Origin of the sequence: Paraburkholderia sp. UYCP14C, assembly GCF_004197395.1 — a bacterium.
Classification (GTDB): domain Bacteria; phylum Pseudomonadota; class Gammaproteobacteria; order Burkholderiales; family Burkholderiaceae; genus Paraburkholderia.
Genome location: NZ_SELS01000032.1, coordinates 15,776 through 41,759 on the forward strand (window position 1 = coordinate 15,776; position 25,984 = coordinate 41,759).

23 protein-coding genes and 5 tRNA genes are annotated in these 25,984 nt (G+C 64.5%); 17 read left to right on the forward strand and 11 right to left on the reverse strand.

Going from position 1 to position 25,984, the window contains the following annotated elements; all coding sequences use genetic code 11:
• Nucleotides 1-118 precede the first annotated feature (118 nt).
• The 6 genes from EVC45_RS25945 to EVC45_RS25970 all read left to right on the forward strand — a co-directional run bounded on the left by EVC45_RS25945 (nucleotide 119) and on the right by EVC45_RS25970 (nucleotide 1,533).
• Nucleotides 119-194: transfer RNA gene (locus tag EVC45_RS25945), tRNA-Ala, on the forward strand.
• 187 nt (nucleotides 195-381) lie between these two features.
• Nucleotides 382-457 (forward strand) — tRNA-Glu (locus EVC45_RS25950).
• A gap of 90 nt (nucleotides 458-547) precedes the next feature.
• A tRNA-Asp gene (locus EVC45_RS25955) sits at nucleotides 548-624 on the forward strand.
• Nucleotides 625-685: 61 nt separating this feature from the next.
• Nucleotides 686-761 (forward strand) — tRNA-Glu (locus EVC45_RS25960).
• An 80-nt stretch (nucleotides 762-841) separates the two neighbouring features.
• A tRNA-Asp gene (locus tag EVC45_RS25965) sits at nucleotides 842-918 on the forward strand.
• Between the two features lie 150 nt (nucleotides 919-1,068).
• Nucleotides 1,069-1,533: a GNAT family N-acetyltransferase gene (locus tag EVC45_RS25970; protein WP_129961091.1), complete on the forward strand. Its 465-nt coding sequence runs from the start codon at nucleotides 1,069-1,071 to the stop codon at nucleotides 1,531-1,533.
• 55 nt (nucleotides 1,534-1,588) lie between these two features.
• On the opposite strand, the gene EVC45_RS25975 is transcribed toward EVC45_RS25970, so the two are convergent.
• Nucleotides 1,589-2,488 (reverse strand): helix-turn-helix domain-containing protein, encoded by a 900-nt coding sequence (locus EVC45_RS25975; RefSeq protein ID WP_129961092.1) that lies wholly within the window; start codon nucleotides 2,486-2,488, stop codon nucleotides 1,589-1,591.
• 181 nt (nucleotides 2,489-2,669) lie between these two features.
• On the opposite strand from EVC45_RS25975, the gene EVC45_RS25980 reads away from it, so the two are divergent.
• Nucleotides 2,670-3,071, forward strand: coding sequence for a gamma-glutamylcyclotransferase (locus EVC45_RS25980; protein ID WP_129961093.1), 402 nt, complete (start codon nucleotides 2,670-2,672; stop codon nucleotides 3,069-3,071).
• A gap of 132 nt (nucleotides 3,072-3,203) precedes the next feature.
• Here the strand turns inward: EVC45_RS25980 and aceB are convergent, their stop codons facing one another.
• Together aceB and EVC45_RS25990 are read right to left on the reverse strand one after the other, a co-directional pair.
• Nucleotides 3,204-4,796 carry a malate synthase A gene (gene aceB / locus EVC45_RS25985; protein ID WP_129961094.1) on the reverse strand — a complete coding sequence of 531 codons (1,593 nt, stop codon included), beginning with the start codon at nucleotides 4,794-4,796 and terminating at the stop codon, nucleotides 3,204-3,206.
• 80 nt (nucleotides 4,797-4,876) lie between these two features.
• Nucleotides 4,877-5,683 carry a haloacid dehalogenase type II gene (locus EVC45_RS25990; protein ID WP_129961095.1) on the reverse strand — a complete coding sequence of 269 codons (807 nt, stop codon included), beginning with the start codon at nucleotides 5,681-5,683 and terminating at the stop codon, nucleotides 4,877-4,879.
• Nucleotides 5,684-5,823: 140 nt separating this feature from the next.
• On the opposite strand from EVC45_RS25990, the gene EVC45_RS25995 reads away from it, so the two are divergent.
• Nucleotides 5,824-6,726, forward strand: a complete 903-nt coding sequence (locus EVC45_RS25995; RefSeq protein ID WP_129961096.1) for a LysR family transcriptional regulator — start codon at nucleotides 5,824-5,826, stop codon at nucleotides 6,724-6,726.
• Nucleotides 6,727-6,853: 127 nt separating this feature from the next.
• Complete coding sequence (locus tag EVC45_RS26000; protein WP_129961097.1) at nucleotides 6,854-7,288, forward strand: universal stress protein; 435 nt, start codon at nucleotides 6,854-6,856, stop codon at nucleotides 7,286-7,288.
• Nucleotides 7,289-7,560: 272 nt separating this feature from the next.
• On the opposite strand, the gene aceA is transcribed toward EVC45_RS26000, so the two are convergent.
• From aceA to EVC45_RS26015, 3 genes are all read right to left on the reverse strand, one after another.
• The gene (gene aceA / locus EVC45_RS26005; protein WP_129961144.1) at nucleotides 7,561-8,865 is read right to left on the reverse strand and encodes an isocitrate lyase; all 1,305 of its coding nucleotides are present in this window, start codon (nucleotides 8,863-8,865) and stop codon (nucleotides 7,561-7,563) included.
• A gap of 401 nt (nucleotides 8,866-9,266) precedes the next feature.
• Entirely contained in the window at nucleotides 9,267-10,910 is a 1,644-nt protein-coding gene (locus EVC45_RS26010) for a DEAD/DEAH box helicase (RefSeq protein ID WP_129961098.1), read from the reverse strand.
• A 502-nt stretch (nucleotides 10,911-11,412) separates the two neighbouring features.
• Complete coding sequence (locus tag EVC45_RS26015; protein WP_129961099.1) at nucleotides 11,413-11,682, reverse strand: acyl-CoA-binding protein; 270 nt, start codon at nucleotides 11,680-11,682, stop codon at nucleotides 11,413-11,415.
• A 165-nt stretch (nucleotides 11,683-11,847) separates the two neighbouring features.
• Here EVC45_RS26015 and tsaB point away from each other — a divergent pair, with 165 nt between their 5' ends.
• The 4 genes from tsaB to EVC45_RS26035 are packed head-to-tail and all read left to right on the forward strand — an operon-like array spanning nucleotide 11,848 to nucleotide 15,293.
• The gene (gene tsaB / locus EVC45_RS26020) at nucleotides 11,848-12,684 is read left to right on the forward strand and encodes a tRNA (adenosine(37)-N6)-threonylcarbamoyltransferase complex dimerization subunit type 1 TsaB (protein ID WP_129961100.1); all 837 of its coding nucleotides are present in this window, start codon (nucleotides 11,848-11,850) and stop codon (nucleotides 12,682-12,684) included.
• Nucleotides 12,681-13,175 (forward strand): ribosomal protein S18-alanine N-acetyltransferase, encoded by a 495-nt coding sequence (gene rimI, locus EVC45_RS26025; RefSeq protein WP_129961101.1) that lies wholly within the window; start codon nucleotides 12,681-12,683, stop codon nucleotides 13,173-13,175. Before tsaB ends, rimI begins: the two co-directional genes overlap by 4 nt.
• Entirely contained in the window at nucleotides 13,162-14,265 is a 1,104-nt protein-coding gene (locus tag EVC45_RS26030; RefSeq protein ID WP_129961102.1) for a uracil-DNA glycosylase family protein, read from the forward strand. Before rimI ends, EVC45_RS26030 begins: the two co-directional genes overlap by 14 nt.
• Complete coding sequence (locus EVC45_RS26035; RefSeq protein ID WP_373683065.1) at nucleotides 14,262-15,293, forward strand: DUF1853 family protein; 1,032 nt, start codon at nucleotides 14,262-14,264, stop codon at nucleotides 15,291-15,293. The genes EVC45_RS26030 and EVC45_RS26035 overlap by 4 nt, the downstream gene beginning before the upstream one ends.
• A 6-nt stretch (nucleotides 15,294-15,299) precedes the next feature.
• Here the strand turns inward: EVC45_RS26035 and thiD are convergent, their stop codons facing one another.
• Both thiD and lplT read right to left on the reverse strand, forming a co-directional pair.
• The gene (gene thiD / locus EVC45_RS26040) at nucleotides 15,300-16,106 is read right to left on the reverse strand and encodes a bifunctional hydroxymethylpyrimidine kinase/phosphomethylpyrimidine kinase (protein WP_129961103.1); all 807 of its coding nucleotides are present in this window, start codon (nucleotides 16,104-16,106) and stop codon (nucleotides 15,300-15,302) included.
• 61 nt (nucleotides 16,107-16,167) lie between these two features.
• Nucleotides 16,168-17,475: a lysophospholipid transporter LplT gene (gene lplT / locus EVC45_RS26045; protein WP_129961104.1), complete on the reverse strand. Its 1,308-nt coding sequence runs from the start codon at nucleotides 17,473-17,475 to the stop codon at nucleotides 16,168-16,170.
• 218 nt (nucleotides 17,476-17,693) lie between these two features.
• Here lplT and alr point away from each other — a divergent pair, with 218 nt between their 5' ends.
• From alr to EVC45_RS26060, 3 genes are all read left to right on the forward strand, one after another.
• Complete coding sequence (alr, locus tag EVC45_RS26050; RefSeq protein ID WP_129961105.1) at nucleotides 17,694-18,764, forward strand: alanine racemase; 1,071 nt, start codon at nucleotides 17,694-17,696, stop codon at nucleotides 18,762-18,764.
• A gap of 3 nt (nucleotides 18,765-18,767) precedes the next feature.
• Nucleotides 18,768-20,144, forward strand: a complete 1,377-nt coding sequence (gene radA, locus EVC45_RS26055) for a DNA repair protein RadA (protein ID WP_129961106.1) — start codon at nucleotides 18,768-18,770, stop codon at nucleotides 20,142-20,144.
• A gap of 153 nt (nucleotides 20,145-20,297) precedes the next feature.
• Entirely contained in the window at nucleotides 20,298-20,576 is a 279-nt protein-coding gene (locus EVC45_RS26060) for a DUF2866 domain-containing protein (RefSeq protein ID WP_129961107.1), read from the forward strand.
• A 67-nt stretch (nucleotides 20,577-20,643) separates the two neighbouring features.
• Here EVC45_RS26060 and EVC45_RS26065 read toward each other — a convergent pair whose 3' ends face one another.
• Together EVC45_RS26065 and EVC45_RS26070 are read right to left on the reverse strand one after the other, a co-directional pair.
• Nucleotides 20,644-21,699, reverse strand: a complete 1,056-nt coding sequence (locus EVC45_RS26065; protein ID WP_129961146.1) for a CaiB/BaiF CoA-transferase family protein — start codon at nucleotides 21,697-21,699, stop codon at nucleotides 20,644-20,646.
• Between the two features lie 136 nt (nucleotides 21,700-21,835).
• The gene (locus EVC45_RS26070) at nucleotides 21,836-23,791 is read right to left on the reverse strand and encodes an ATP-binding cassette domain-containing protein (protein ID WP_129961108.1); all 1,956 of its coding nucleotides are present in this window, start codon (nucleotides 23,789-23,791) and stop codon (nucleotides 21,836-21,838) included.
• Between the two features lie 177 nt (nucleotides 23,792-23,968).
• On the opposite strand from EVC45_RS26070, the gene EVC45_RS26075 reads away from it, so the two are divergent.
• On the forward strand, nucleotides 23,969-24,448 hold the full coding sequence (locus tag EVC45_RS26075; RefSeq protein WP_129961109.1) for a glutathione peroxidase: 480 nt from the start codon (nucleotides 23,969-23,971) through the stop codon (nucleotides 24,446-24,448).
• A 33-nt stretch (nucleotides 24,449-24,481) separates the two neighbouring features.
• On the opposite strand, the gene cls is transcribed toward EVC45_RS26075, so the two are convergent.
• Nucleotides 24,482-25,957: a cardiolipin synthase gene (gene cls / locus EVC45_RS26080; protein ID WP_129961110.1), complete on the reverse strand. Its 1,476-nt coding sequence runs from the start codon at nucleotides 25,955-25,957 to the stop codon at nucleotides 24,482-24,484.
• Nucleotides 25,958-25,984: the final 27 nt, after the last annotated feature.

Below are 25,984 nucleotides of genomic sequence, written 5' to 3' on the forward strand. Positions count from 1 at the left end.
CCGCTGCCGGCGCGCATGAGAAGACTTGCATGCAGCCGGAAAAAATCGCATGTAATTGCTCAAAGGGTATTTACAAAGCGCAAATCGCCCTCTAGAATCTCGTTTCTCTGATGTGCGCGGGGGTATAGCTCAGCTGGGAGAGCGCTTGCATGGCATGCAAGAGGTCAGCGGTTCGATCCCGCTTACCTCCACCAACAGAGCAGAGAAGTTAAAGTAGTTAAGAAGTCTGAAGGTTGTAGAAAAAAGACTTCACAAATCGCAGAAATGTAGTTAAAATAGCGGTCTTCGCAGTTGACGAGAAAACAGCTTCGCGAATTAACTGAAAAGTTAGCGAGAGTTGATCAAGTCGAAAGCGAATTAAGACGGATCTGAAAAGATTTTGTCCCCTTCGTCTAGAGGCCTAGGACATCACCCTTTCACGGTGAGTACAGGGGTTCGAATCCCCTAGGGGACGCCAAACATCAGCGTCGCTTTAGTATTCGAGTAGTAGTAAAGCGGCGCAGCTTGCAGAGAACTAACCGACGCTCGCAAGCAAGGTGTAAAGACTGGAGTGGTAGTTCAGTCGGTTAGAATACCGGCCTGTCACGCCGGGGGTCGCGGGTTCGAGTCCCGTCCACTCCGCCAGACAAAGCCCGTTCACACATACCTGAACGGGCTTTTTCATTAAAGGTGTAAGCAGTACGTTGTCCCCTTCGTCTAGAGGCCTAGGACATCACCCTTTCACGGTGAGTACAGGGGTTCGAATCCCCTAGGGGACGCCAGAACATCGGCGTCGTTCGGTTGGAAGTTTGAACGGTGCAGCAGGCTGGGAGCATAGCTCGCAGGCTGCGATGCAAAATCCGGAGCGGTAGTTCAGTTGGTTAGAATACCGGCCTGTCACGCCGGGGGTCGCGGGTTCGAGCCCCGTCCGCTCCGCCAGATTTGAGAAAGCCCACTTCGCAAGAAGTGGGCTTTTTTTATTTCTACTGCCCATTGCCGGCCGCCACCCGGAAAGCTCGGGACAAACAGCCATTGCCAGCACGCGTGGCCTGTTTTAACGTTGATCCGACTCATCCTCGCGGTCCTGCCATGTTCGATCCCACCGAAGCCCCGTCACCGTTTCATCTGCGTACGGCCAGCATGGATGATTTCGAGTTTGCCGAGGCGCTGACCCGCAACAACATGGGCGGCTACTATCGCCGGCATCATCTGATGTGGCGCAGCGATCTGTTTCTTGGCAGCTGGCGCGAATCGGAGAATTTCATTCTCGAAGTGGATGGCGTGCCGATGGGCGTGCTGCGCATCACCGAGGAAGGTGATTCGCTGCATATTCGCGACGTGCAGATTGCCGAAGGATATCGGCGGCTCGGCGCCGGCACGTTTCTGCTCGACATCTCACATCAATGGGCGCGCGAGCGTGGGCTGCGCGAGTTGCAGTTGCGCGTATTCGTCGACAATCCGGCGGCGCGGCTCTATCAGCGCAAGGGCTACAAGCTCGCCGGCCCGCGGCTCGCGCAGCTAGGCGCGATCCGTCATCTGGCGCGGCGGGTTTGAGGCGGGCCGGCGCGGCCTCCATCGACCGCCAACGCGCACCGCCATGCATCGCCGTTCACCGCTCGGCAACGTCTGCCGAGCCAGCTCGATCCTGTGCCGTTTCATCATCCGCTTGCGCATCGTCATGCTCGCCGTTGCTCGCGCGATGCTCGGCACCTCGTTCGATAAACGCGCGTGGGCTCGCACCGAACGCGCGCCGGAACATCGCCGAGAACGCGCTCTGGCTCTGATAGCCCAATTCCTGCGCGACGTGCGACAACGGCCGTCCCTGGCTCAACAACGGAATGGCGCGCGCGAGAATCGCTTGCTGACGCCACTGCGAAAAACTCACTCCCAGCTCCTGGCGGAACAGCCGCGCGATCGTGCGCGTGCTCGCGCCCACCGTCGATGCCCATTGTTCGAGCGACTCGCCATGCATCGGGTCGGCGATCACGGCCTCGCACAGCGCCCGCAGGCGCTTTTCGCTGGGCATCGGCACGGACAGCGGCAACGGTTCGGAGCGCGTCAGTTCATCGAGCGCGAGCGCGCCGAGCAGTTGCTCGCGCGCGGCGGACAGACCCGGCGTATCGAGCGCGGCAATCACCTCGCGCAACAGGTTCGATACTTCGACGACGCGCGGCGTATCGAGCCCAGCCGGCACCGTACTCTCGGTGATGTACAGCGTGCGCAGGAACGCATCCTCGACGGCGACCACTTCGTGCGTCACATGCGGCGGCAACCAGATCGCGCGCGATGGCGGCACCATCCATGTCGTGCCCGTCGTCGCGACCCGCAGGACGCCGCGCGACGCATATGCAACCTGCGCCCACGCATGCGTATGACGCGCGATATGCCAGCCCGCCGGCATCGGCCGCGAGCGCACGCGGATCGGGTGCATGTCGTTCGGCGCGAACTCGGGCGGTATGTCGGCGAAACGCACGCGGCTCAACAGGTCGGAGTCGGCGGACGAGGTCATGGCAAGGTCGGTTCGGAGATCGGAGCCGGCGAAGGCGAGGCGCGATCGAGGCCAATCACCGTCGCGGGCTTCAAGCATTGTAGAGCGTCCCCAGTTGCTGTTGCCGACCGGCTGCCGTTGCATAATGTCCCGATGGCCCCGAGCCACCCACCTCACCTCTGACCACGGAGACTCAACGACGATGCAGACCGTCTTTGTCTATGGCACGCTGCGTGCCGGCGAAACGAACGATATCAGCGAAGCCGCCGCGCGCAACGACCTCCCCGCGCCGAGCCTGCTCGGCAGCGCCACCGTGCGCGGCCATCTGTTCGATTTTGGCAACTATCCGGGTCTCGTCGTCGACGAGGCGGGCGTCGACGTGATCGGCGACGTCTATGAAATCGACGATGAACTCGTCGCGGTGCTCGACGAAATCGAAGCCGTCTATCCGGGCGTCGAGGATCGTTTTCTGGCGCGCGAGGTGATGGTCAAAGTGGACGGCAACGTGGTGAATTGCCGCTTCTATCCGGTCGCGCCGAACGCGGTAAAGGGGCTGCCCGAAATCCGTTCAGGAGATTGGGTCGAACATCGGCGCACCCGCTGAGCCGGTCCGCGCAAGCGGGCAAAAAAAAACGGCGCGCCACGATCTTCGTGGCGCGCCGTCATTCAGGCTGATGCGCTCACCTGGCTCGAGCAGGCCCAAGGCCCAAGGCTCGAGCCAGCATCATCGACACCATCAAATCTCTTCGTAAAGCGGCAGCGTCAGAAAATCGGTGAACTGCTCCGCGGTCGACATCTGCTCGAAGATCTGCGCGGCGCGCTCATACGGCTGCGTATCTCCCCCCACCGACTGTTTGACCTTGTCGAGTTCCTCGCCCGCGAGCTCGCGCACCAGTTCGACCGTCACCTTGCGGCCGTCGTCGAGTTTGCCCTTCGGCGAGCGGATCCACTGCCACACCTGCGAGCGCGAAATCTCGGCGGTGGCCGCGTCTTCCATCAGGTTGTGAATCGGCACGCAGCCATTGCCCGCGAGCCACGAGCCCAGGTAGTGAATGCCGACGTTGATGTTGTTGCGCAAGCCTGCTTCGGTGATCGGCGTTTCCGGCCGGAAGTCGAGCAGGTCGGTCGCGGTCACGAGCACGTCGATGCGCTGCTTGCCGATCTGGTTCGGCCGGTCGCCGAGCACCTTGACGAACTCTTCCATCGCGACCGGCACCAGGCCCGGATGCGCGACCCAGCCGCCGTCGTAGCCGTCGCCCGCGTCGCGCGCCTTGTCGGAGCGCACGCCGGCCATCGCCTTGTCGTTCGCGGTCGCATCGTTCTTGATCGGAATCAGCGCGCTCATGCCGCCGATCGCCGGCGCGTTGCGGCGATGGCAGGTCTTCAGCAACAGCAGCGCATACGCGCGCATGAACGGCGCGGTCATCGTGATCTGCGAGCGATCGGCGAGGCAGAAGTCGCGGTCGCTCTTGAACTTCTTGATTGCGGAGAAGATGTAGTCCCAGCGGCCCGCGTTCAGGCCCGAGCTATGTTCGCGCAGTTCGTACAGGATCTCGTCCATTTCAAACGCGGCGACGATCGTTTCGATCAGCACCGTCGCGCGAATCGTGCCGCGCGGCACGCCGACCGCTTCCTGCGCCGCGACGAAGATATCGTTCCACAGGCGCGCTTCGAGATGGCTCTCCATCTTCGGCAGATAGAAGTACGGGCCCGAGCCGCGCGCGATCAGCTCCTTCGCGTTGTGCACCATGTACAGCGCGAAATCGAAGATGCCGCCCGACACGCGCTTGCCGTCGACCTTCACGTGCTTCTCGTCGAGATGCCAGCCGCGCGGACGCACGATCAGCGTCGCGGTCTTGTCGTTGAGGCGGTACGACTTGCCGTTCTGTTCGAGCGAGATCGTGCGGCGCACCGCGTCCTTCAGATTGATATGGCCGGTGATCTGGTTGTCCCAGCTCGGCGCGTTCGAATCCTCGAAGTCGCTCATGTAGGAGTCGGCGCCTGAATTGAGCGCATTGATGATCATCTTGCGCTCGACGGGACCGGTGATCTCGACGCGCCTGCACTGCAGATCCTGCGGCAGCGGAGCGATCTTCCAGTCGCCTTCGCGCACGCTCTTCGTGGCCGCGAGGAAGTCGGGTCGCTCGCCCACGTCGAGCCGCTTCGTGCGCTCGACGCGGGCCTGCAGCAACTGCTGACGGCGCGGCTCGAAAGAACGGTGCAAGGCCGCGACGAGTTCCAGCGCTTCGCGGGTGAGGATCGCTTCAAAGCCGGGCTTGATCTCACCGGTGATTTCCATGCCCTGAGGCAGCGACAGTGAATTAGCCATGTTTTCTCCTTGGTCGGTCAGATTGCAAAAATGCGAAGGTTGAAAAGGGTTGCGTGGATTGCCGAATGAAAGTGGCGCCGTCATTCGCGCGGGCTGGCGCGCTTGCGGTTGCCACTGCCATGAGTTTTCGTTTGACGGCTGCCGGCCGGGCGTGTCGACGTCGCGAGTGTCTGCAGAAAGCCCGGCAGGTCGTTCATGCCAGCGCCGGTGCCATGCGGCGTCACGCCGAGCTCTTCGACGGGCAGGTTCTGCCGGTTCAGCCAGAACGTCGTGAAGCCGAACCATGTCGCGCCCGCCACGTCCCAGCCGTTCGACGACACGAACACGATCTCGCGTGCGGCCACGCCGAACGCGTCGGGGCCGAGTGCGTACGCGGCGGGCGAGGGTTTGTAGGCGCGCACCGCGTCGACCGACAGCACGTGATCGAAGAGGGCGCTCATGCCGGCGCTCTTGACCGCGATGTCGAGCATTTGCGGATTGCCGTTCGACAGAATCGCGAGTCCGGCACGCGGGGCGGCTGCAGGCTCGCGCAACGCGCGCAGCACCGGCACCGCGTCGGGGAACGCGGACAGGCACGCGTATTCGTCCATCAGACGTTTTTCGGCCGTGCGGCCCAGCGTGAGCTGCAGTCGTTTCGCGGCGAAGCGTAGCGCGTCGAGCGTGATGTCCCAGAACGGGCGGTAGTGTTCGCCGGGGGCGTCGCTGCGCGCGGCGAGCGTGCGCAGTTGCGTGTATTCGATCTGCTTCTGGCGCCACAGCTGCGACAGCGCGTCGCCGTGGCCGGGGAACAGTTGCTCCGCGGCGGCGATCACCGAATGCACGTCGAACAACGTGCCGTAGGCGTCGAAAATCACTGCTCGCGGGAAAGGTGTCGTTGTGGCCGACATTGCCATGCGCTCCTGTCAGAGGTCGGGATCGATTGTATTGGTGACCTTAGGTGCTAAAAAATAGGCTAAAGATCACTTGATCTTTTACTTTCATATACCTAATCTCACACGCAACTTCACTTTTGCGGCGCGTATCGTTCATGGACCGTTTCAAACAGATCGAGACTTTCGCTACCGTCGCGACCAAAGGGAGCCTGTCCGCGGCGGCGCTCGCCGAGGGCGTCGCGCCCGCGATCATCGGCCGACGCATCGACGCGCTCGAGGAACGCCTCGGCGTCAAGCTGCTCGTGCGCACGACGCGCAAGATCACGCTGACCTTCGAAGGCTCGGCCTTTCTCGAAGACTGCCAGCGCATTCTTCACGACATGCAGAACGCCGAGGCGAGCGTGTCCGCGGGCGGGGTGAAGGCGAGCGGCCATCTGCGGCTGTCGGCGCCGGCCGGCTTCGGGCGCCGGCATGTGGCGCCACTCGTGCCGGCGTTTACGGTCGCGCATCCGGACGTGTCGATCACACTCGATCTGTCCGATCGTCTCGTCGACCTCGTCAACGAAGGTTTCGATTGCGCGGTGCGGCTCGGCGAATTGCCCGATTCGTCGCTGGTGTCGCTGAAGCTCGCGGAGAACCGGCGCGTGTGCGTCGCTTCGCCCGCGTATCTGAGCCGGCGCGGCGCGCCGCACAGCCTCGCCGATCTCGCGCGCCACAACTGCCTTGCGCTCGGCGCGAGCGCCAACCAGCAGCGCGGCTGGATGTTCCAGCACGACGGCAAGGTCGTGTCGATCAAGGTGTCCGGCACGATGGAATGCTCGGACGGCGCGGTGCTGCACGAATGGTGTCTGGCCGGACACGGGCTCGCGTGGCGATCGTGGTGGGAGATCGGCGCGGAGATTGCGACGGGCCGCCTCGTCACCGTGCTCGACGAATTCGCCGCGCCGCCGATCGGCATCCACGCGGTGTTCCCGCAGCGCCGTCATCTGCCGTTGCGGGTGAGGCTGTTTCTGGACTTTCTCAAGCATACGTACGGCGAACCCGGTTACTGGGACTGATGCGCCGATCTTCAGACAGACGCGATTACCTGCATTCATACGCATTACAATCGTTTCGAGCAGCCTGCACCCTGGGCTTTGTTGGACGCTGACGCCGTGCTTCGCACAGCCGGCGACGGAGGGCATGATGTTCACGCACATCCTGGTTCCGACCGATGGTTCAGACCTGTCACGCAAGGCCATAGCGGGTGCGATCGACCTCGCTCAGGCCGTGGGCGCCCGCGTTACCGCGTATGCATGTCTGCCGCAATATCCGTACTCGCCGTTTTCCGATGTCGCGGTCGAACCGCCCGGCGAGTTCCTGCAACGCAGCGAGCGCGAAGCGCGCGTGCATCTGCGCGAAGTCGAGCATGCGGCGCACCGCGTCGGCGTCAGTGTCGAGAGCCGCACGAGCGTGCATCCCGCGCCTTATCTCGGCATCATCGAAGCGGCCGAGCAGGGCGGCTGCGACGTGATCTTCATGGCCTCGCATGGGCGGCGCGGGCTCGGCAGCCTGCTGATCGGTAGTGAAACGCAGCGTGTGCTCACGCATACGAAGATTCCCGTGATCGTCTATCGCTGAAGCTTCGCGCACGCCCGGCCGCTTGCCGGCGCGCGGCGCCTTCGAAAAAAAACGCGCCGGCGGCACGCTGCCGGCGCGTTCAGCTTCGCCGCACGCTTGCCGCGTGCTGGCTTCTTTCAGACTCTCCGGCCGTCGGTATTCGCGCGCACGCTACTGCCAATCCCGGACGGCACGGCCCTCCCTGTGTCGGCGGCACTCTGGCGGTGCCGCTCGACGTTTGCCGATCGTTGCTGCGCTCAGGCCACGGGACTACATAACCCGGCTGGCCGGTCTCAGGCGACCTTCTTGTCGAAGAACTGCTCGTTTTCCGTCGAACCGTGCAGCGCGGTCGTCGATGCTTCGCGCTCGACCGTCTGCGTGACGGCGTCGAAGTAGCCGGTGCCGACTTCGCGCTGATGCTTGACCGCGGTGAAGCCCTTTTCGGCCGCCGCGAACTCGGCCTGCTGCATTTCGACGAACGCGGTCATCTGGTTGCGCGCATAGCCGTACGCGAGGTTGAACATCGAGTAGTTCAGCGCGTGGAAGCCGGCCAGCGTGATGAACTGGAACTTGTAGCCCATCGCGCCCAGTTCGCGCTGGAACTTCGCGATCGTCGCGTCGTCGAGGTTCTTCTTCCAGTTGAACGACGGCGAGCAGTTGTACGACAGCAGCTGGTCCGGGTACTCCTTGTGGATCGCGTCGGCGAATTTCTTCGCGAACTCGAGGTCCGGCTTGCCGGTTTCGCACCAGATCATGTCGGCGTACGGCGCATACGCGAGACCGCGCGAGATGGCTTGGTCGAGACCCGGCCTGGTGCGGTAGAAGCCTTCGACGGTGCGCTCGCCGGTCAGGAACGGCCGGTCGTTGTCGTCGATATCCGAGGTCACGAGGTCGGCGGCTTCCGCGTCGGTGCGGGCGAGCAGCACGGTCGGCGCGCCCGACACGTCGGCGGCCAGACGCGCGGCGGTCAGCTTCGCGACGGCTTCGCGGGTCGGCACGAGCACCTTGCCGCCCATGTGGCCGCACTTCTTGACCGAGGCGAGCTGGTCTTCGAAGTGCACGCCGGACGCGCCCGCTTCGATCATCGCCTTCATCAGTTCGAACGCGTTGAGCACGCCGCCGAAACCGGCTTCCGCGTCGGCCACGATCGGTGCGAAGTAATCGACGTAGCCTTCATCGCCCGGGTTCTTGCCCTCCGACCACTGGATCTGGTCGGCGCGTGTCAGTGTGTTGTTGATGCGCTTGACGACGAGCGGCACCGAGTTGGCCGGATACAGCGACTGGTCCGGGTACATTTCACCGGCCACATTCGCATCGCCCGCGACCTGCCAGCCCGACAGGTAGATTGCCTTCAGACCCGCCTTCACCTGCTGCATCGCCTGGTTGCCGGTCAGCGCGCCGAGCGAGTTGACGAACGGCTCGTTGTTCACGGCGGCCCACAGCTTTTCCGCGCCGCGCCTGGCGAGCGTGTGCTCGGGTTGCACCGAGCCGCGCAGACGCACCACGTCTTCGGCCGAGTAAGTGCGCTTGACACCCTTCCAACGCGGGTCCGTTTCCCATTGCTGCTTGAGTTGCTGCACTTGCTGTTCGCGCGTCATGGTCATGATGTGCTCCTTCGATGCCAGTTACGGAAGATGGGTGACTCTGTCTTCTCGAAGCGAGGGGCCCGGGAGGCGTTCTGGTTCGTGAAGTCTTATATAAGAGTCTAGGCAAATCGATGGACGCGCAATAGACGCCGCAAAGCGTTTTTCCAATATTTATTTTTCTATTAAATCAATAGGTTGAGTCCTACGTTTCGCAATAGGAAACGATATTTTCCCTGCTGCAATTGCCGTTCTTGTGCCTTGCAGCATCATTTTTTACGACACAAAAAAATTTGTCACATGGTGAAATTTGGGGCGCCGAAGCATAGGCGAAAAAAAACCGGCGCCTGAGCACCGGTTTTCTTCTGTTGTCACGGACGGCGGGAAACCGTCCGTTGCGTCAGGTGGGGTAGCGATTAGCTGCCGCGACGTGCCGTACGGGGACCGTCGTTGCGGCGCGCGCCGTAGCCGTCGCGCGAACCGTAACCGTCACGCGAACCACCGCCGAAGCCTTCGCGCGAACCATAGCCGTCACGCGAACCGCCGTGGCTTTCGCGCGAGCCGTAGCCATCACGCGAACCGCCGGCCGACTTGTTGCCCCAGCTGTTGCCGTTGCTATTGCCATTGCCGCTACCGCTGCGCGAGCCGCCGTAGCCGCCCGGCTTGCCCGAACCGCTGCCGAAGCGACGGCCGTTACCGCCGCCCGGGCGGCCGCGGCCGCCGAAGCCAGGACGGCCATTGCCCGAAGGCGGCGCCTTGCGCGGCTCGAAGCCTTCGACGACGTTGACCGGCAGCGGCGTGCGCACGAAGCGCTCGATGCGCTTCAGCGCGCCCTGTTCGGCGTGATGCACGAGGCTCACCGCGATACCCGAGCGGCCCGCGCGGCCGGTACGGCCGATGCGGTGCACGTAGTCTTCGGCGAACTTCGGCAGGTCGTAGTTGAACACGTGCGTGATGCCCGGGATGTCGATACCGCGAGCGGCGACGTCGGTTGCAACCAGCACGCGCACGCGACGCTCGCGCAGCGCGCGAATCGTGCGGTTACGCGCGCCTTGCGGCAGGTCGCCGTGCAGCGCGGCCGATTCGAAACCGGCGTCGGCCAGACGGCCCGCCAGCTGGTCGGCGTCCATCTTGGTTGCCGTGAAGACGATCGCCTGGTCGAGGCCGTCGGCACGCAGCAGATGGTCGAGCAGACGGTCCTTGTGATCGCGGTCGTCGACGTAGTGGACGGTTTGCGAGATGTTGGTGCGCTGCTCCATGCGCTGGACGATCTCGATACGCTCCGGATCCTTCAACAGACGGCCGGTCAGCGAACCGATCTTGCCGTCGAGCGTGGCCGAGAACAGCATGGTCTGACGCGAAGCCGGCGTTTCGGCGACGATCGTGTCGATGTCGTCGATGAAGCCCATGTCGAGCATGCGGTCGGCTTCGTCGAGCACGAGGATCTGCAGTTGCGACAGATCGATGCGGCCGCGCTCGAGGTGGTCGATCAGACGGCCCGGCGTCGCGACGAGGATTTCGGGGTTCTTCGCGAGCAGCATCAGCTGCTGGCCATAAGCGACGCCACCGAGAATGCTGACGGTGCGCAGGCGCTTCAGATGCTTGCCGTACGTCGCGGCGGCGGTCGTGACCTGCATCGCGAGTTCACGGGTCGGGGTCAGCACCAGCATGGTCGGACGCGCGACCGGCTGCGGACGGCGGCCGCGGCCACCGTCGGCCGGACGCGGTTCGCGCGGCTGGCTCGCCTGGGTTTTTTGCAGCTGCGCGAAACGCTCGATCGCGGGCAGCATGAAGGCTGCCGTCTTGCCCGAACCGGTCGGGCTCGAAACCAGCAGATCGCGGCCGGCGATACCAGCCGGCACCGCGCGTTGCTGCACCGGCGTCGGGTGCTCGTAGCCAGCGGCGGTCAGCGCGGAGACGACTTCCGCGGACAGGCCGAGCGACGCGAAGCTCGGCTTGGCGTCAGCTTGCGCGGCGGCTTCGGGAGCGGCGGGCGCAAGACCAAGTGCTTCGTCGGCGATGGCGTTCAACGGGCTGCTGGGGGTGTTGCTCAAAGTCATGTGAATCCTTGAAAACGATCCTGGGTGGTTCATCGGATGAAAACGTCAACGCCAATCGGCATACCCAAGTCGTCGGATTCAGCGAGCAATAAAGCAGCGAGCAAATCGAAAAACGGGGGCAACTCGCGACAATGAAGGCGAGTTTTTCGTTAGAAGCTGTATCGGATGCGACGTGCCAACATGGCGAGTCGCCAGCCTGGGACTTGAGCCCGTAGGGGGCTAGGCAGAAGGGGACAGGTTCTAAACTGGATTGGAGCAAACGCTATGAGACGCTGCGCCGCGAGGACCGCTGGAAAAAACGGGCAAAGCAGTGAAGCGCAGGCGGCATTATAGCGACATTTGCTGCACTGCGCCACCATTCGGGCAATTCCGACAGAAAAAAGTGCCGGAATGACGTAGGGAAGTGAGTGCGGAGGCTCGGAGCAGCGTGTCCGAAACCGCCGCGCAGCCGTCGAAGCGTTGCCGGACGGTCATTTCCGCAGATGATTGGCGCGCCCGAGGCTCAGGCCGCGGCGCCGCTCTTCAGCGATTCGACGAGTTCGACGTATTGCTGCTTCGCAGCGTCCTGCGCGGTGCCCTTGAGCGCCGCCCACGCATCGTACTTGTATCTGCCGACGACGTCCGTGAAGCCCGGCTTGTCGCCGTGCACGTCGCCTTCGCTCGCCTGCTTGAACAGCGCATAGAGACGCAGCAGCGTCAGATTGCCCGGACGCTCGGGCAGTTGCTTGACGTCTTGCTGGGCTTGCTCGAACTGGGAGTTGATGTCGGTCATGTCGTTTGGCCCGCGTGGCGGGATAGATGAGATCGGCCGAAAATCATAACAATTGCCCGCCGCCGCGGGGCCGAGGGCTTATTCCAAACGGTGGCGGCCGTGAAGCCGGACAGCGCGTCCGCGCAAACCACCATTCGCGCGCAGCGCGCCGATACAATACGGTCCATGACTCAAACAGTGCTCCTTGCTCTCGATACATCGACCGAATTCTGTTCGGCGGCGCTCGTGTCCGCGTCCGTCGATGCCAATGGTCAGCCCAGCGCCGAACCGCGCGTCTGGGTTCGTCACGAACAAACCGGCGCGGTGTCCAGTACCCGCCTGCTGCCGGCGATCCGCGAGCTGTTCGACGAAGCCGGCCTCACGCTGGCGGACTGCGACGCGATCGCGTTCGGCTCGGGTCCGGGTTCGTTCACCGGATTGCGGACGGCGACCGGCGTCGCCCAAGGCCTCGCGTTCGGCCTGAACCTGCCGGTCGTGCCGATCGGCACGCTGCTCGTGTGCGCGGAAAGCGCCCGCCTGCGCGATCCGTCGACGACGCGTGTGCTCGCCGCGCTCGACGCGCGCATGGACGAAATCTACTGGGCCGACTACGCGTGGGACGACGCTCAGCACGAATGGCGCACCGTGCAGACGGCATCGCTCGATGCACCCGGGCGGCTCGTGCTGCCCGACGTGCCGTTCACGCTCGCCGGCAATGCGGCCGCCGCGTTTGGTGAGCGCTTGCCGGCAGTCGCGGCCGCGCGCAGCGTCGATGGCGAAGCGTTGCCGCATGCGTTGCCGCTCGCGTACGCGGCGCTGCGCGCGTTTCATGCGGGCCGCACGGTGCCCGCCGATCAGGCCGCGCCAGAGTACGTGCGCGACAAGGTCGCGCAGACCACCGCCGAGCGCATGGCCGACAAAGCGGCGAAAACAGCCAGGGCGGCACATGCCGCCGAGCAGTCCGCGCAGCGCGCACCCGACGGTCCGTCCGGTCAGCCGTCCCACGACGAGGCGCGCCGATGAGCGGCGTGCTGCTCACGGACCGCTACATGTCGCCGATGACCGAAAGCGACCTGGACGAAGTCGCCGCGATCGAGAAGCTCGCGTATGAGTTTCCGTGGAGCCGCGGCAACTTCGGCGACTCGCTGCGCAATGGTTATTTCGGCATCTGTCTGCGGCACGTGACGGGCACGCTGATCGGCTATTGCGTGCTGATGCCGGTCGTCGATGAAATGCATCTGCTGAATCTGTGCGTCACGCCGCAAGCGCAAGGCGCGGGCGCGGGTCTCGCGCTGCTGCGCGAGGCGGTGCGCATTACGCACGCGGAGAAACTCGAGGGGCTGCTGCTCGAAGTGCGGCCGTCGAATCATCGGGCGATCCGGTTGTACGAGCGCTTCGGCTTCGCGTCGATCGGCCGGCGCAAAAATTATTATCCGGCGCGGCATCGCGCCCGCGAGGACGCGATCGTGATGCGTCTGTCGTTTGCCACGGAGGGCGCAGATGGCGCTGCATGAATCGGTGCTCGAGGAATTCGGACTCGCACCGTTGTGGGTGCGTCGCGGACTCGCGGCGCGGGAGGCGGAGGCCGGGCAGGGTGATGCCGTGGCGCTGCAAACACGCGGCGATCGAAGTGCGCCGTTGCGTGACGACGCGGCGCTAGCGGATCACGCAACGCAGCACTCTGGCGATCGCGCGGCGCTGAAGCAAGCGGACGAGCCGGTGAAATCGCCGCGGGAAGACGCAAACGACGAGCGTCGCGCGCAGCCTCTGCCGCAAACCTCGCGCGAACCGATGCGCGGGTCCGCAAACGTACAGCCACCGCAAGCGCAGCGTGAGTCCGCGCCGCGTTTTGACGAAACTGCGACTTGGCGCGAAACATCACAGACGCAACCCGACGTTTCAGCCCCGCCGACTTTCGACGCCCCACCGGACGACGACTTCGCGTGGTTCGACGACCCAACGGCCTCGGCTTCCGCACCCGCCGAAACGCGCCGCGCCGCGCCCGCACTGCCGGCTATCCACACACTCGACTGGGACGCGCTCGCCGAACGTGTCGCCGGATGCGAGGCGTGCCGGCTGTGCGAGACGCGCACGAACACGGTGTTCGGCGTCGGCGATCGCGAGGCCGACTGGATGCTGATCGGCGAGGCGCCCGGCGAGAACGAGGACCGTCAAGGCGAACCGTTCGTCGGCCAGGCCGGCAAGCTGCTCGACAACATGCTGCATTCGCTCGCGCTCGCGCGCGGCACCAACGTCTATATCGCGAACGTGATCAAGTGCCGGCCGCCCGGCAACCGCAATCCGCAGCCGGATGAAGTTGCGCGTTGCGAACCGTATCTGCAGCGCCAGGTGTCGCTCGTGAAGCCGAAGCTGATCGTCGCGCTCGGTCGTTTCGCCGCGCAAAGTCTGCTCAAGACCGAGGCGAGCATTTCGTCGCTGCGCGGCCGCGTGCATAGCTACGAGGGCGTGCCGGTGATCGTCACCTATCACCCGGCCTATCTGCTGCGTAGCCTGCCCGACAAGGCCAAGGCCTGGGCGGACCTGTGCCTCGCGCGCGAGACGTGGCTCGCCAACGGCGGTGCGCCGTCGAACGAATCAAAGTGACGATGCCCGAGGGACCGGCGCCACACTTGTCCGTCGCGTCCGTCAGCCGCGCGGGGCTACTCGATGCGTTGCTGGGTTGGCGCGACGATACTTCGGTCGAGGCGCTGCGCGATCCCGCCGTGCGCGATCTCGCGTGGCTGCTGCTGAGTCCCGATCTGTTGCGCCCCCAGCCTCCGACAGGCGCACTTGCGGATCCCTTCGACACACCGCAGGAATTGCAGGCCACGCTCACCTGGCTGCGCGCGCTCGACGCCACGCCGGAGCTTCTGCATCAGGACCTCGCGGCAACCCGTATCACGCGTCTCGGCCGCTATGCCGAACGCCTGCTGGGTTTTTTCCTTCGTCATGGGCCAGCGACGCAACTGATCGCAGCGGGTGTGCCGCTACGGCACGCCGGCCTCACGCTCGGCGAATGCGACTTTCTCGTGCGCACGCGCCAGGGCGCGCGACTGCATTGGGAACTCGCGGTGAAGTGCTATCTGCATGCGGGCGATGCGAACGGCGCAGAGGTACCACGTCTCGCCGATTATGTCGGCCCCAATCTGAAGGACCGCTTCGATCTGAAGCTCGCGCATCTGCTTGATCATCAGTTGCCGCTCAGTGCGCGTGAGGAGTTTGCATCGACCGGCTATGCGGGCGCATGGACGCCGCAGATGTTCGTCAAGGGATGGCTGTTTTACCGGCACGGCGAGACGCCTACCGATCCTGCCGAACTCGATCCCGCGCATGGTCGCGGCTGGTGGATCACGCGTCGCGACTGGCTGGCTTTCGCATGCGCGCATGCGCAAAAGTGGCGGGTGCTGCCGCGACTCGAATGGCTCGCGCCGCGATATCGAACGCGAGCCGACGCGGACGACACGAGCTACGTCGACGCCAACACGCTCGCCGCTCACACGTCACTTCAACACGGCCCGACGATGGTCGCGGCATTCATCGACGACAACGCGGGCCATCTGCGTGAACGCTCGCGCGGCTTTATCGTGCCCGACGACTGGCCCGAGCACGCGCGGCGTTACGCGCAGCAATAACGCCGCTCACCACCACCGATGAAAGTGATGCACCGGTCCCACGCCGTGGCCGACGTCGAGCCGCTCGCTCGCCTGCAGCGCACCGGTTAGATAAACCTTCGCATCGGCCACGGCGCTGGCGAGGTCGTCGCGCTGCGCAATCAATGCCGCAATCGCCGACGACAACGTGCAGCCCGTTCCATGCGTGTTCTTCACCGGCACGCGCGGACCGCCGAGACGCAGCGTGCCGCTTTCCTGCACGAGCCAGTCGGGGCTATCGGTCGCGCTCAGATGGCCGCCCTTCATCAGCACCGCACGCGCGCCGAGTGCGCGCAGCGCTTCGCCTTGCTCGACCATGCCGGCTTCGTCGGTGGCGGACTGCGTGCCGAGCAATGCGGCCGCTTCCGGCAGATTCGGCGTCAGCAGATCGGCGAGCGGCAGCAGTTCGTCGCGCACCACCGCGACCGCGTCGGGCAGCAATAGCGCGTGATTGCTCTTCGAGATCATCACCGTGTCGAGCACGATGTTTCTGGGCTGATGACGACGCAGCGCGTCCGCGACTGCGCGCGCGATCGGCGCATTCGCGAGCATGCCGATCTTCACCGCGTCGATGCGGATGTCGTCGAACACCGCGTCGAGTTGCGCGGTGATGAAGCCCGGGTCCGGCGCGTGAATCGCGGTGACGCCGCGGGTGTTCTGCGCGGTCAGCGCGGTGATCACACTCGCGCCGTAGGCGCCGAGCGCGGAGAAGGCCTTCAGGTCGGCCTGGATGCCGGCGCCGCCGCCGGAATCGGAACCGGCGATCGTCAGCACGTTGGGAATCGTTTGAGTCATGGTCGAGCGAGGAAGAAGGAGGGCGCGCTCGTGCGTGTCGCGGCCGGCACGCCGCAGCGGATCAGTGCTTGGCTTCGCCGATCAGCGCGACCGAATCGAACGCGCGCTGGTTCGCCTGGTGGCGCCGCATCACGAGCCACATCATCAGGCAGACGAAGGTGCCGAACAGCACGATCACCGCGGAGACCGGCACGTCGAGCCACACGAGCACCGCGTACAGGCACAGCATCACGAGCACGGACAGGTTCTCGTTGAAGTTCTGCACGGCGATCGAATGACCCGCCGACAGCAGCACGTGCCCGCGATGCTGCAGCAGCGCATTCATCGGCACGACGAAAAAGCCCGACAGGCCGCCCACGAACATCAGGAAGATATACGCGAAAATCAGATAGCCCGACACGTGCATGCGGCCGAAATAAACGCCCCAATGCGGGGGAAACAGATCGCGCGTATAGAACGCCATCAGCATCACGGAGATACCCATCATGATGCCGACCGGCAATACCGACAGCGACTTCTTCAACGGTACGCGCGAGGCCGCGAAAATCGCACCGCCCGCGACGCCGACCGCGACCACCGCCTGCAGGATCGCCGCCTCGGACAACGACATGCCCAGCGACACCTCGGCCCACTTCAGCACGATGAATTGCAGCGTCGCGCCCGCACCCCAGAACAGCGTCGTCACGGCAAGTGAAATCTGTCCGAGCTTGTCACGCCACAGCACGAGAAAACAGTCGGCAAAATCGGTGATCAGGCGGATCGGCCCATGCTCCTGGCGCGGATAGCGCGCACCGGTGTCGGGAATGCGCAGATTGAACAGCGCGGCGATCACGTAGATGCCCATGATCACGAGCATCGCGGCTTCCGCAGGCGTGTTCACGGTGGGGAGGTGCCATTTGAGAATCGGCGCGGCGATATGCGGGCTGATCAGCGCGCCGCCGAGCACGGTGCCGAGAATGATCGAGCCGACCGTGGTGCCTTCGATCCAGCCGTTCGCGGCGACGAGCCGGTCAGGCGGCAACAGTTCGGTGAGAATGCCGTATTTGGCGGGCGAGTAGGCAGCCGCACCGAAGCCGACGATGCCGTACGCAATCAGCGGATGCGCGCCGACCAGCATCGTCACGCAGCCGACCACCTTGATCGTATTGGTGATGAACATCACGCGTCCTTTCGGACGGGAGTCGGCGAAGGCGCCCACGAAGGCGGCAAGAACGACGTACGACAGCACAAAAAACAGCTTGAGCAGCGGCGTCATCCAGTTCGGAGCGTGAAGATCTTTCAGCAGTGCGATAGCAGCGATCAGAAGCGCATTGTCGGCCAGCGACGAAAAAAACTGCGCGGCCATGATGGTGTAAAAACCTTTTTTCATCTGATGCGATGCTGTCCTCGCTGCGGTCTGTCCGCCCCGGCCGTTTGTTATGCGTCCGGGCTTATGCCGATCGAAATGGGTTGTGCGCACGGCTTTATATCATGAAAATAGCTGGATTCGGACTAGCAGAATCCTTGATCGCACCGCCCAGCGGGCCGCCGAGCGCTGAAAACGCCCTGTAAGCCGCTGATTCGCAAGTGTCTTTACGAAAATATCCCATGCCGCGCCCCCTTTCCGCCACGATTCATACCGCCGCTCTCGCCAATAACCTCGCTGTTGCGCGGCGCTATGCGCCGAAATCGAAAATCTGGGCCGTCGTCAAGGCTAATGCTTACGGGCATGGCCTCGCGCGCGTATTTCCCGGCTTGCGCGCCACCGACGGCTTTGGATTGCTGGACCTCGAAGAAGCGGTGAAGTTGCGTGAATTGGGCTGGGCGGGCCCGATTCTTCTTCTGGAAGGCTTTTTCCGGCCGACCGATATCGACGTGATCGACCGCTACAGTTTGACCACGGCGCTGCATTCGGACGAGCAGCTGCGCATGCTCGAAATGGCGCGTCTGTCGAAACCGGTCAATATTCAGTTGAAGATGAACACCGGCATGAACCGGCTCGGCTACACGGTCGAAAAATTCCGTGCCGCATGGGAGCGTGCGCGCGCCTGCCAGGGCGTCGGCCAGATCACGTTGATGACGCATTTTTCCGATGCCGATGCCGAGCGCGGCATCGCGCATCAGATGGAGGCGTTCGAACGCGGCGCGCAGGGCATCGCCGGTGCGCGCAGTCTGTCGAATTCGGCTGCGACGCTGTGGCATCCGCAAGCGCATTTCGACTGGGTGCGCCCGGGCATCATGCTGTATGGCGCGTCGCCGTCGGGCGTGACGGCCGCGATCGACGGCACGGGCCTGCAGCCCGCGATGACGCTCGCGTCGGAACTGATCGCCGTACAAACGATCAGCGAAGGCAGCTCGGTCGGCTACGGTTCGACGTTCACCGCGCGTGCGCCGATGCGCATCGGCGTGGTCGCGTGCGGTTACGCGGACGGCTATCCGCGCGTCGCGCCGGAAGGCACGCCGGTGATCGTTGATGGCGTGCGCACGCGCATCGTCGGACGCGTGTCGATGGACATGCTGACCGTCGACCTGACGCCGGTGCCGACCGCCAACGTCGGCTCGCGCGTGGAACTGTGGGGCAACGCACTGCCCATCGACGACGTCGCGCAGGCCTGCGGCACGATCGGCTACGAGCTGATGTGCGCGGTCGCGCCGCGTGTGCCGGTTCGGGCGGAGTAACGCGTGGCGAAAGCGAAGACGTTGTACATCTGCGGGGAATGCGGCGGACAGTCGCCGAAGTGGTCCGGTCAATGCCCGTCCTGTCAGGCGTGGAACACGCTGGTCGAATCGGTCGCCGAGGCGCCGTCCACGCACCGTTTCCAGTCGCTCGCGAAGAGCACGCCGGTGCGGCGCCTCGCCGACATCGACGCGTCGGACGTACCGCGCTTTTCGACCGGCGTCAGCGATTTCGACCGCGTGCTCGGCGGCGGCCTCGTGCCGGGCGGCGTGGTGCTGATCGGCGGCGATCCGGGCATCGGTAAGTCGACGCTGCTGTTGCAATCGCTCGCGGAAATCGCCGCGGACAAACGCGCGCTCTATATCAGCGGTGAAGAATCGGGCGCGCAGATCGCGTTGCGTGCGCAACGGCTGGCGCTGCTCGAACCCGGCTCGAAGGCGAGCGAGTTGCAATTGCTCGCGGAAATCCAGCTCGAAAAAATTCAGGCGACGATCGCCGAGCAACGGCCCGACGTCGCCGTGATCGATTCGATCCAGACCGTCTATTCGGATGCTTTGACGTCGGCGCCGGGCTCGGTCGCGCAGGTGCGCGAGTGCGCGGCGCAATTGACGCGCATCGCCAAGCAGTCGGGCACGACGATTATCATGGTCGGGCACGTCACGAAAGAGGGCGCGCTCGCGGGTCCGCGCGTGCTCGAACATATCGTCGATACGGTGCTCTATTTCGAGGGCGATACTCACTCGTCGTACCGACTCGTGCGCGCGATCAAGAATCGCTTCGGCGCGGTCAACGAACTCGGTGTGTTCGCGATGACCGAGCGCGGCTTGCGCGGCGTCGCGAATCCCTCGGCATTGTTTTTATCGCAGCATGAGCAGTCGGTGCCGGGTTCGTGCGTGCTGGTCACGCAGGAGGGCACGCGACCGCTGCTCGTCGAAGTGCAGGCGCTCGTCGATGCGGCCAACGCGCCGAATCCGCGCCGCCTCGCGGTCGGCCTCGAACAGAACCGGCTCGCGATGCTGCTCGCGGTGCTGCATCGGCATGCGGGCATCGCCTGTTTCGATCAGGACGTGTTCCTGAACGCGGTGGGCGGCGTGAAGATCTCCGAGCCCGCCGCCGACCTCTCGGTACTGCTCGCGATTCATTCGTCGATGCGCAACAAGCCGCTGCCGAAGGGACTCGTCGTGTTCGGCGAAGTGGGTCTTGCCGGCGAGATCCGGCCGTCGCCACGCGGCCAGGAACGACTGAAGGAAGCGGCCAAGCTCGGCTTTTCGGTCGCGGTGATTCCGAAGGCCAATGCGCCGAAACAGCCGATCGAAGGCTTACAGGTCATTGCGGTCGAACGCATCGAGCAGGCCATCGACCGCGTCCGTACGCTCGAATAGACGGGGCCTGGGACCGCTCGCCAGTACTTTGTACGCTTGCGGTCCCGTAATGCGCGGTAAATATCTCCATATTGGCTGTAACCTGGCCGCCATGCCTTTTTCCTAAGCTGTATCGATATGCATCCCTTCTGATGCCCGAAAAAGGATCGCGCCTTGAAACAGTCACACGAAACCGCTGCCGACCATCACATCCAGGTGCGCGGCTGCCGGGTCTCCGCACCGATTCATCAGCCGTGGGGCGGCGCTTGCCGGATCGTCGAATGGATCGACACCGCGGGGCAGATCTCGCGGCGGGTGGTGGCAGAAGACGTGACGGCCGCCGAAGTGCGTGCCACGATCAGCCGTCATGTGGAAGGCCGCAAACACCTGCTGTACGACGACGAGAAGTCGCCGCGCCAAACGCTGCCGAGGCAGACCGCGACCCGCCGTTGACGGCGGTGAGCTTCGATCACCGGGCCTTGATCTTCAACGCACCCCCGCCGCGGTTGCGCCGCGCGCGTTAGGCCCCGTCGTCGTCTGATCCGGCGGCGCTCGCGGCCACCGCCGCATACGCTTGCGGATTGAACAGCGGATGCCGCACCGCCTCAGCGGGCGTCAGCACCGGCGACACGCAGCAATCGAGCGATTCCAGCAGTTCCACCCATTCGCCGAGCGTGCGCGTCGCGATCACATTGGCAACTTCCTGAATGAGCGCCAGCGCATCGGGACCGCCGATCGCCTGCCCCAGGCTCCAGTGACGCGTCGCCCATTCGGGCCGATCGAGCGCCATGCACAGCGTTTCCCAGAACTTCAATTCGAGCGCGCCGACCGCGAGCCAGCGCTCGTCGCTCGTGCGATACAGGTTGTAGCACGGCACGCCGCCGTTCAACAGACCATCGCCCGCGGCGGGTGCCGCCCCTTCGTTGAGCACGGACACTTGCGCGACGAAGTTGTGCGCATAGCTCGTGTGCGTCATCGATACATCGACGAAGCGGCCCGCGCCGCCACGCCCGACGTGCCAGAGCGCGGCGAGAATCTGCGTGACCGCGCTTAATGCGCCACCGAGCAGATCGGCGATCTGGAAGTTGGGCAGGATCGGCGTACCGTCGCGGCTCGCCAGTTGATCGAGCACACCCGCATAGCCGATGTAGTTCAGGTCGTGACCGGCATGGTCCGCGAACGGACCGCTCGCGCCATATCCGCTGATCGCGCAATAGACGAGCCGCGGATTGGCCGCGCTGAGCGTCCCATAGCCGAGGCCGAGCCGCTCCATCACGCCGGGCCGAAAGCTCTCGATCAGCACGTCGGCTTCGGCCGCGAGCGCGCGCAGCACGTGGCGTCCCGCTTCGGATTTGAGGTCGAGGCGGGTCTCGCGCTTGCCGCGATTGACCATCCGGTAGAACGCGCCGGGCCGGCCCGCGACACGGTCGCTCGACGACTGCATCATCGTGCGCGTCGGATCGCCCGCGCCGGGCGCTTCGATCTTCAGCACGTCGGCGCCGAGCTCGGCGAGGCGCAGCGCGGCTACCGGACCCGGCAGCAGGCGCGTGAGGTCGAGCACGCGCAGTCCCTGCAATGGCGGGGGGATCTCCGTGGCCGGTGCAGCCGCGGATTCTGGAGCCGATTCCGAGGCCGATGAGCCGAACGACGAGTTCGCAAATGACAAAGCCAAGCTCCCGTGGATGCCGGCGCGGCCCGGGTGTTGCGTGCCGCTAGCCGATCTGTTCGAGTTCCTCGTGCGTCTCGAGCCATTCGGCTTCGAGCGTGTCGAGGCGCGCGTTCACGTCTGCCTGACGGCGGATCGCCTCCGTCAGTTTGCTCTTCTGCTCCGGCTCGTAACTCGCGGGATCGACGACGAATGCATCGAGCGTCGCTTTCTCCGCGTTGAGCGCGTCCATTTCCTTTTCGATCTTCGCGATGCGGCTTTGCAGCGGCTTTTTCAGATGCGCGAGCTTCTGCCGTGTTTCCGCTTCGAGGCGGCGCTGTTCCTTGCGATTGACGTTGCCGTCGCCATTGGCCGCGCCGTTCGATGCTGCGTCTGATGTACCGGAAGCATTCCCCTTCAGCGCCGCGCGCTGCTCGGCCGCATGCTGCAGCAGCCAGTCGCGATAGTCGTCGAGATCGCCGTCGAACTCCTGCAGACGGTGCTTGGCGACCAGCATGAACTGATCGGTCGTCGCGCGCAGCAGATGCCGGTCGTGCGACACCAGGATCAGCGTGCCTTCGAATTGCGCGAGCGCCATCGTCAGCGCGTGGCGCGTTTCGAGGTCGAGGTGATTGGTCGGCTCGTCGAGCAGCAGCAGATTCGGCTTCTGCCAGATGATCAGCGCGAGCGCGAGGCGGGCTTTCTCGCCGCCCGAGAATGGCGCGATCTTCGCGGTCGCCATGTCGCCGGAAAAGTTGAAGCTGCCGAGGAAGTCGCGCAGTTCCTGCTCGCGCGTATCGGGCGCAAGGCGTGCGAGGTGCTGCAACGGGGTGTCGTCGGGGCGCAGCGTTTCGAGCTGATGCTGCGCGAAATAGCCGATGCGCAGCCCCTTGCCTTCACGCACGTGGCCGCTCAACGGTTCGAGCGTGCCCGCGAGCGTCTTGATCAGTGTCGACTTGCCCTGGCCGTTCGCGCCGAGCAGGCCGATGCGCTGACCGTTCTGGATCGACAGCATCACGCGCTCGACGATCGGAATCTCGCTGCCGTCTTCCGCGTGGTAGCCGCAGCGCACGTCTTCCATCACCATCATCGGATTCGGCGCGGAGTCGGGGGTACGGAACTCGAACGTGAACGGCGACGCGATATGCGCAGGGGCGATCAGCTCCATCTTCTCGAGCGCCTTCACCCGGCTTTGCGCCTGACGCGCCTTGGTGGCCTGCGCCTTGAAGCGGTTGATGTAGCTCTGCAGATGCGCGACGGTGCGCTGCTGCTTTTCGTACGCGCTCTGTTGCAGCGCAATCTGCTGCGCGCGCAGCACTTCGAATTGAGAGTAGTTGCCGCCGTAACGTTTGATCTGCTGATTCTCGAGATGCAGCGTGACGTTGCAGACGGAATCGAGAAATTCGCGGTCGTGCGAAATGACGATCAGCGTGCCCGCATAGCGATTCAGCCAGTCTTCAAGCCAGACGATCGCGTCGAGGTCGAGGTGGTTGGTCGGTTCGTCGAGCAGCAGCAGGTCGGAGCGGCACATCAGCGCCTGCGCGAGATTCAGCCGCATGCGCCAGCCGCCCGAGAAGCTGCTGACCGGTTCGCGGGTCTGGTCGAGCGTAAAGCCGAGGCCGAGCAGCAACGCTTCGGCGCGCGCCGGCGCGGTGTAGCCGTCGGCGTCGGCGAACGCGGCGTGCGCTTCGGCTTCGGCCGCGCCGTCGTGCGCCGCGGAGGCGGCCGCGATGCGCGCTTCGATGTCGCGCAGCGCGGCGTCGCCGTCGAGCGTGTAGGCGAGCGCGGTTTTGCCGACGGCGGGCGTTTCCTGCGCGACGTGGGCGATGCGCCAGGTCGGCGGGATCGAGAAATCGCCCCCGTCCGCGTGCAACTCGCCGAGCAGCACGGCGAACAGCGTCGACTTGCCCGCGCCGTTCGCCCCGATGAGGCCGGCTTTTTCACCGGGGTTCAACGTGAACGTGGTGTTGTCGAAAAGCGGCTTGGTGCCGCGCGCGAGGCTGAACTGATTGAAGCGGATCACGACGTGGCCGGCTGAAGAAAACCGCTATTTTAGACTGCCCGGCGCGTTGCCGGGCGCGCGGCGCCGATTGCCCCGCTTGTGCCCGCTTGTCACTTCGCGCGCAGCCGCCATCGGCCATCCGGCCGACTGTATCGGCAGCGCTTTTGGCATAGACTGACGGCTTTCACGGGAGGGCACATGACATCGATCTATTCGTTTTCGGCGCGCACGCTCGGCGGCGAGGAAGCGAGTCTCACGAAGTACCAAGGCAAGGTGATGCTGATCGTCAATACCGCGAGCGAATGCGGGTTCACACCGCAATACGCGGGCTTGCAGAAGCTGTATGACGCGTACGCGGCGCGCGGGCTCGCGGTGCTCGGTTTTCCGTGCAACCAGTTCGGCAAGCAGGAGCCGGGCGACGCCGCGCAGATCGGCAGCTTCTGCGAGAAGAACTATGGTGTGACGTTTCCGATGTTCGACAAGATCGACGTGAACGGCCCGAACGCGCACCCGCTGTTCCGCTATCTGACCATCGAGGCGCCGGGGCTGCTCGGCCTCGAGAAGATCAAGTGGAATTTCACGAAGTTTCTGATCGGCCGCGACGGCAACGTCGTCAAGCGCTATGCGCCGCTGACCAAACCCGAGGCGATCACCGCGGATATCGAAGCGCTGCTGTAGCAGGGGCGAGCGCGTGCCACGCGCGAGGCACGCCTACAGGATCGGCGAAAAAAGCCGCGCGACGTGCATCAGCATGCGTCGCAGCGCGTTCGACTTGCGGTACTCGTCGCGGTCGATTTCGCGCGACTCGGCGAAGTCGTCGAGCAGCATCGTTTCGACTTCGAGCGCAAAGCCGCGGTCGACGGTCAGTACCATGATCTCGAAGTTCAGGCGAAACGAGCGGTTGTCGAGATTGGCGCTGCCGATCGCGGCCGCGCTGCTGTCGATCAGCACGACCTTCTGATGCAGGAAACCCGGCTGATAGCGGAAGATGCGAATGCCCGCGCGCAGCGAGTCGTACGCATACAGCTTCGATGCCGCGAACACCACGCGATGATCGCGCCGGCTCGGAATCAGGATGCGCACGTCGACGCCGCGCAGCGCCGCGAGCCGCAGTGCGGCGAACACCGCTTCGTCGGGTACGAGGTAGGGCGTCGTGATCCAGATGCGTTCGCGCGCCGCGTTGATCGCTTCGACGAAAAACAGCGAGCAGGTCTCCTGTTTATCGGCCGGGCCGCTCGGCAGCACGAGGCAGTGCATGTTGTTGGCGGCGCGTTCAACGGTGGGTGTATCCGCGGGTTGGCCAGCTGAATCGGCGGGCGGCACTTCGAAGTCGGGCAGCTGCTGCGTGGCCCAGTACCAGTCTTCGATAAACACGAACTGGATGCTCGCGACCGCCGGGCCGCGCACCTCGATGTGCGTATCCCGCCACGGCGACAGCGGCGGCTTCGCGCCCAGATATTCGACGCCGACATTATGACCGCCAACGAACGCGCGCTCGCCGTCGACCGACACGATCTTGCGGTGATTGCGGAAGTTCAGTTGCAGACGGTTGACGAAGCGGCGGTTCGTCGCGAACGGATGCATGTCGATGCCGGCCGCGCGCAGCGCCGCGACGTAGCGGTGCGGCAGATCGAAGCTGCCGATACTGTCGTACAGGAAGTACACGCGCACGCCTTGTTGCGCCTTCGCGATCAGCGCATCTTTCAGCATGTCGCCGAGCGCGTCGTCGCGCACGATGAAGAACTGCACGATCACATAGCGGCGCGCGTTCTGGATCGCGTCGAAGATCGCCTCGAACGTCGCCGTGCCGTTAACCAGCGTGCGCACGGTATTGCCGGGCAGGAACGGCATGCCGCCCAGGCGCGTCAGCGACTGCACGAGCCGCGAGCCGAGTTGCTGCGTCGGCACCCCGGCCGACGACGCCTGCGTGTCCCACACCTGCGGATGCGCGCGCGTGCGTAGCAGCTCGTTCTCGACGCGACGCGCGTCCGCATAGCCGGCGAATTTGCTGCGGCCGAGGAACAGGTACGGTACGAGCGTCAGATAAGGCATCGCGACCAGCGACACGGCCCATGCAATCGCGCCTTGCGAGGTGCGGGTATGAAGAATCGCGTGAGCGGCCGCGATGATGCCGAGAATATGGGCAAGGAGGACCAGCGGGCCGACGTGAAGCAGGTCGAATGTCATAAGCTCGCGAACGGTTGGCGAAGCGCC

What these genes read in the sequence shown, in the direction of transcription:
- EVC45_RS26015 (WP_129961099.1), bottom strand. Translation starts at nt 11,682, where the DNA reads ATGACCGACATCAACTCCCAGTTCGAGCAAGCCCAGCAAGACGTCAAG.
- rimI (WP_129961101.1), top strand. Translation starts at nt 12,681, where the DNA reads ATGAGCGGCGTGCTGCTCACGGACCGCTACATGTCGCCGATGACCGAA.
- EVC45_RS26010 (WP_129961098.1), bottom strand. Translation starts at nt 10,910, where the DNA reads ATGACTTTGAGCAACACCCCCAGCAGCCCGTTGAACGCCATCGCCGAC.
- aceA (WP_129961144.1), bottom strand. Translation starts at nt 8,865, where the DNA reads ATGACGCGCGAACAGCAAGTGCAGCAACTCAAGCAGCAATGGGAAACG.
- lplT (WP_129961104.1), bottom strand. Translation starts at nt 17,475, where the DNA reads ATGAAAAAAGGTTTTTACACCATCATGGCCGCGCAGTTTTTTTCGTCG.
- EVC45_RS25990 (WP_129961095.1), bottom strand. Translation starts at nt 5,683, where the DNA reads ATGTCGGCCACAACGACACCTTTCCCGCGAGCAGTGATTTTCGACGCC.
- thiD (WP_129961103.1), bottom strand. Translation starts at nt 16,106, where the DNA reads ATGACTCAAACGATTCCCAACGTGCTGACGATCGCCGGTTCCGATTCC.
- EVC45_RS25975 (WP_129961092.1), bottom strand. Translation starts at nt 2,488, where the DNA reads ATGACCTCGTCCGCCGACTCCGACCTGTTGAGCCGCGTGCGTTTCGCC.
- tsaB (WP_129961100.1), top strand. Translation starts at nt 11,848, where the DNA reads ATGACTCAAACAGTGCTCCTTGCTCTCGATACATCGACCGAATTCTGT.
- EVC45_RS26075 (WP_129961109.1), top strand. Translation starts at nt 23,969, where the DNA reads ATGACATCGATCTATTCGTTTTCGGCGCGCACGCTCGGCGGCGAGGAA.
- aceB (WP_129961094.1), bottom strand. Translation starts at nt 4,796, where the DNA reads ATGGCTAATTCACTGTCGCTGCCTCAGGGCATGGAAATCACCGGTGAG.
- EVC45_RS25970 (WP_129961091.1), top strand. Translation starts at nt 1,069, where the DNA reads ATGTTCGATCCCACCGAAGCCCCGTCACCGTTTCATCTGCGTACGGCC.
- cls (WP_129961110.1), bottom strand. Translation starts at nt 25,957, where the DNA reads ATGACATTCGACCTGCTTCACGTCGGCCCGCTGGTCCTCCTTGCCCAT.
- alr (WP_129961105.1), top strand. Translation starts at nt 17,694, where the DNA reads ATGCCGCGCCCCCTTTCCGCCACGATTCATACCGCCGCTCTCGCCAAT.
- EVC45_RS25980 (WP_129961093.1), top strand. Translation starts at nt 2,670, where the DNA reads ATGCAGACCGTCTTTGTCTATGGCACGCTGCGTGCCGGCGAAACGAAC.
- EVC45_RS26030 (WP_129961102.1), top strand. Translation starts at nt 13,162, where the DNA reads ATGGCGCTGCATGAATCGGTGCTCGAGGAATTCGGACTCGCACCGTTG.
- EVC45_RS25995 (WP_129961096.1), top strand. Translation starts at nt 5,824, where the DNA reads ATGGACCGTTTCAAACAGATCGAGACTTTCGCTACCGTCGCGACCAAA.
- EVC45_RS26000 (WP_129961097.1), top strand. Translation starts at nt 6,854, where the DNA reads ATGTTCACGCACATCCTGGTTCCGACCGATGGTTCAGACCTGTCACGC.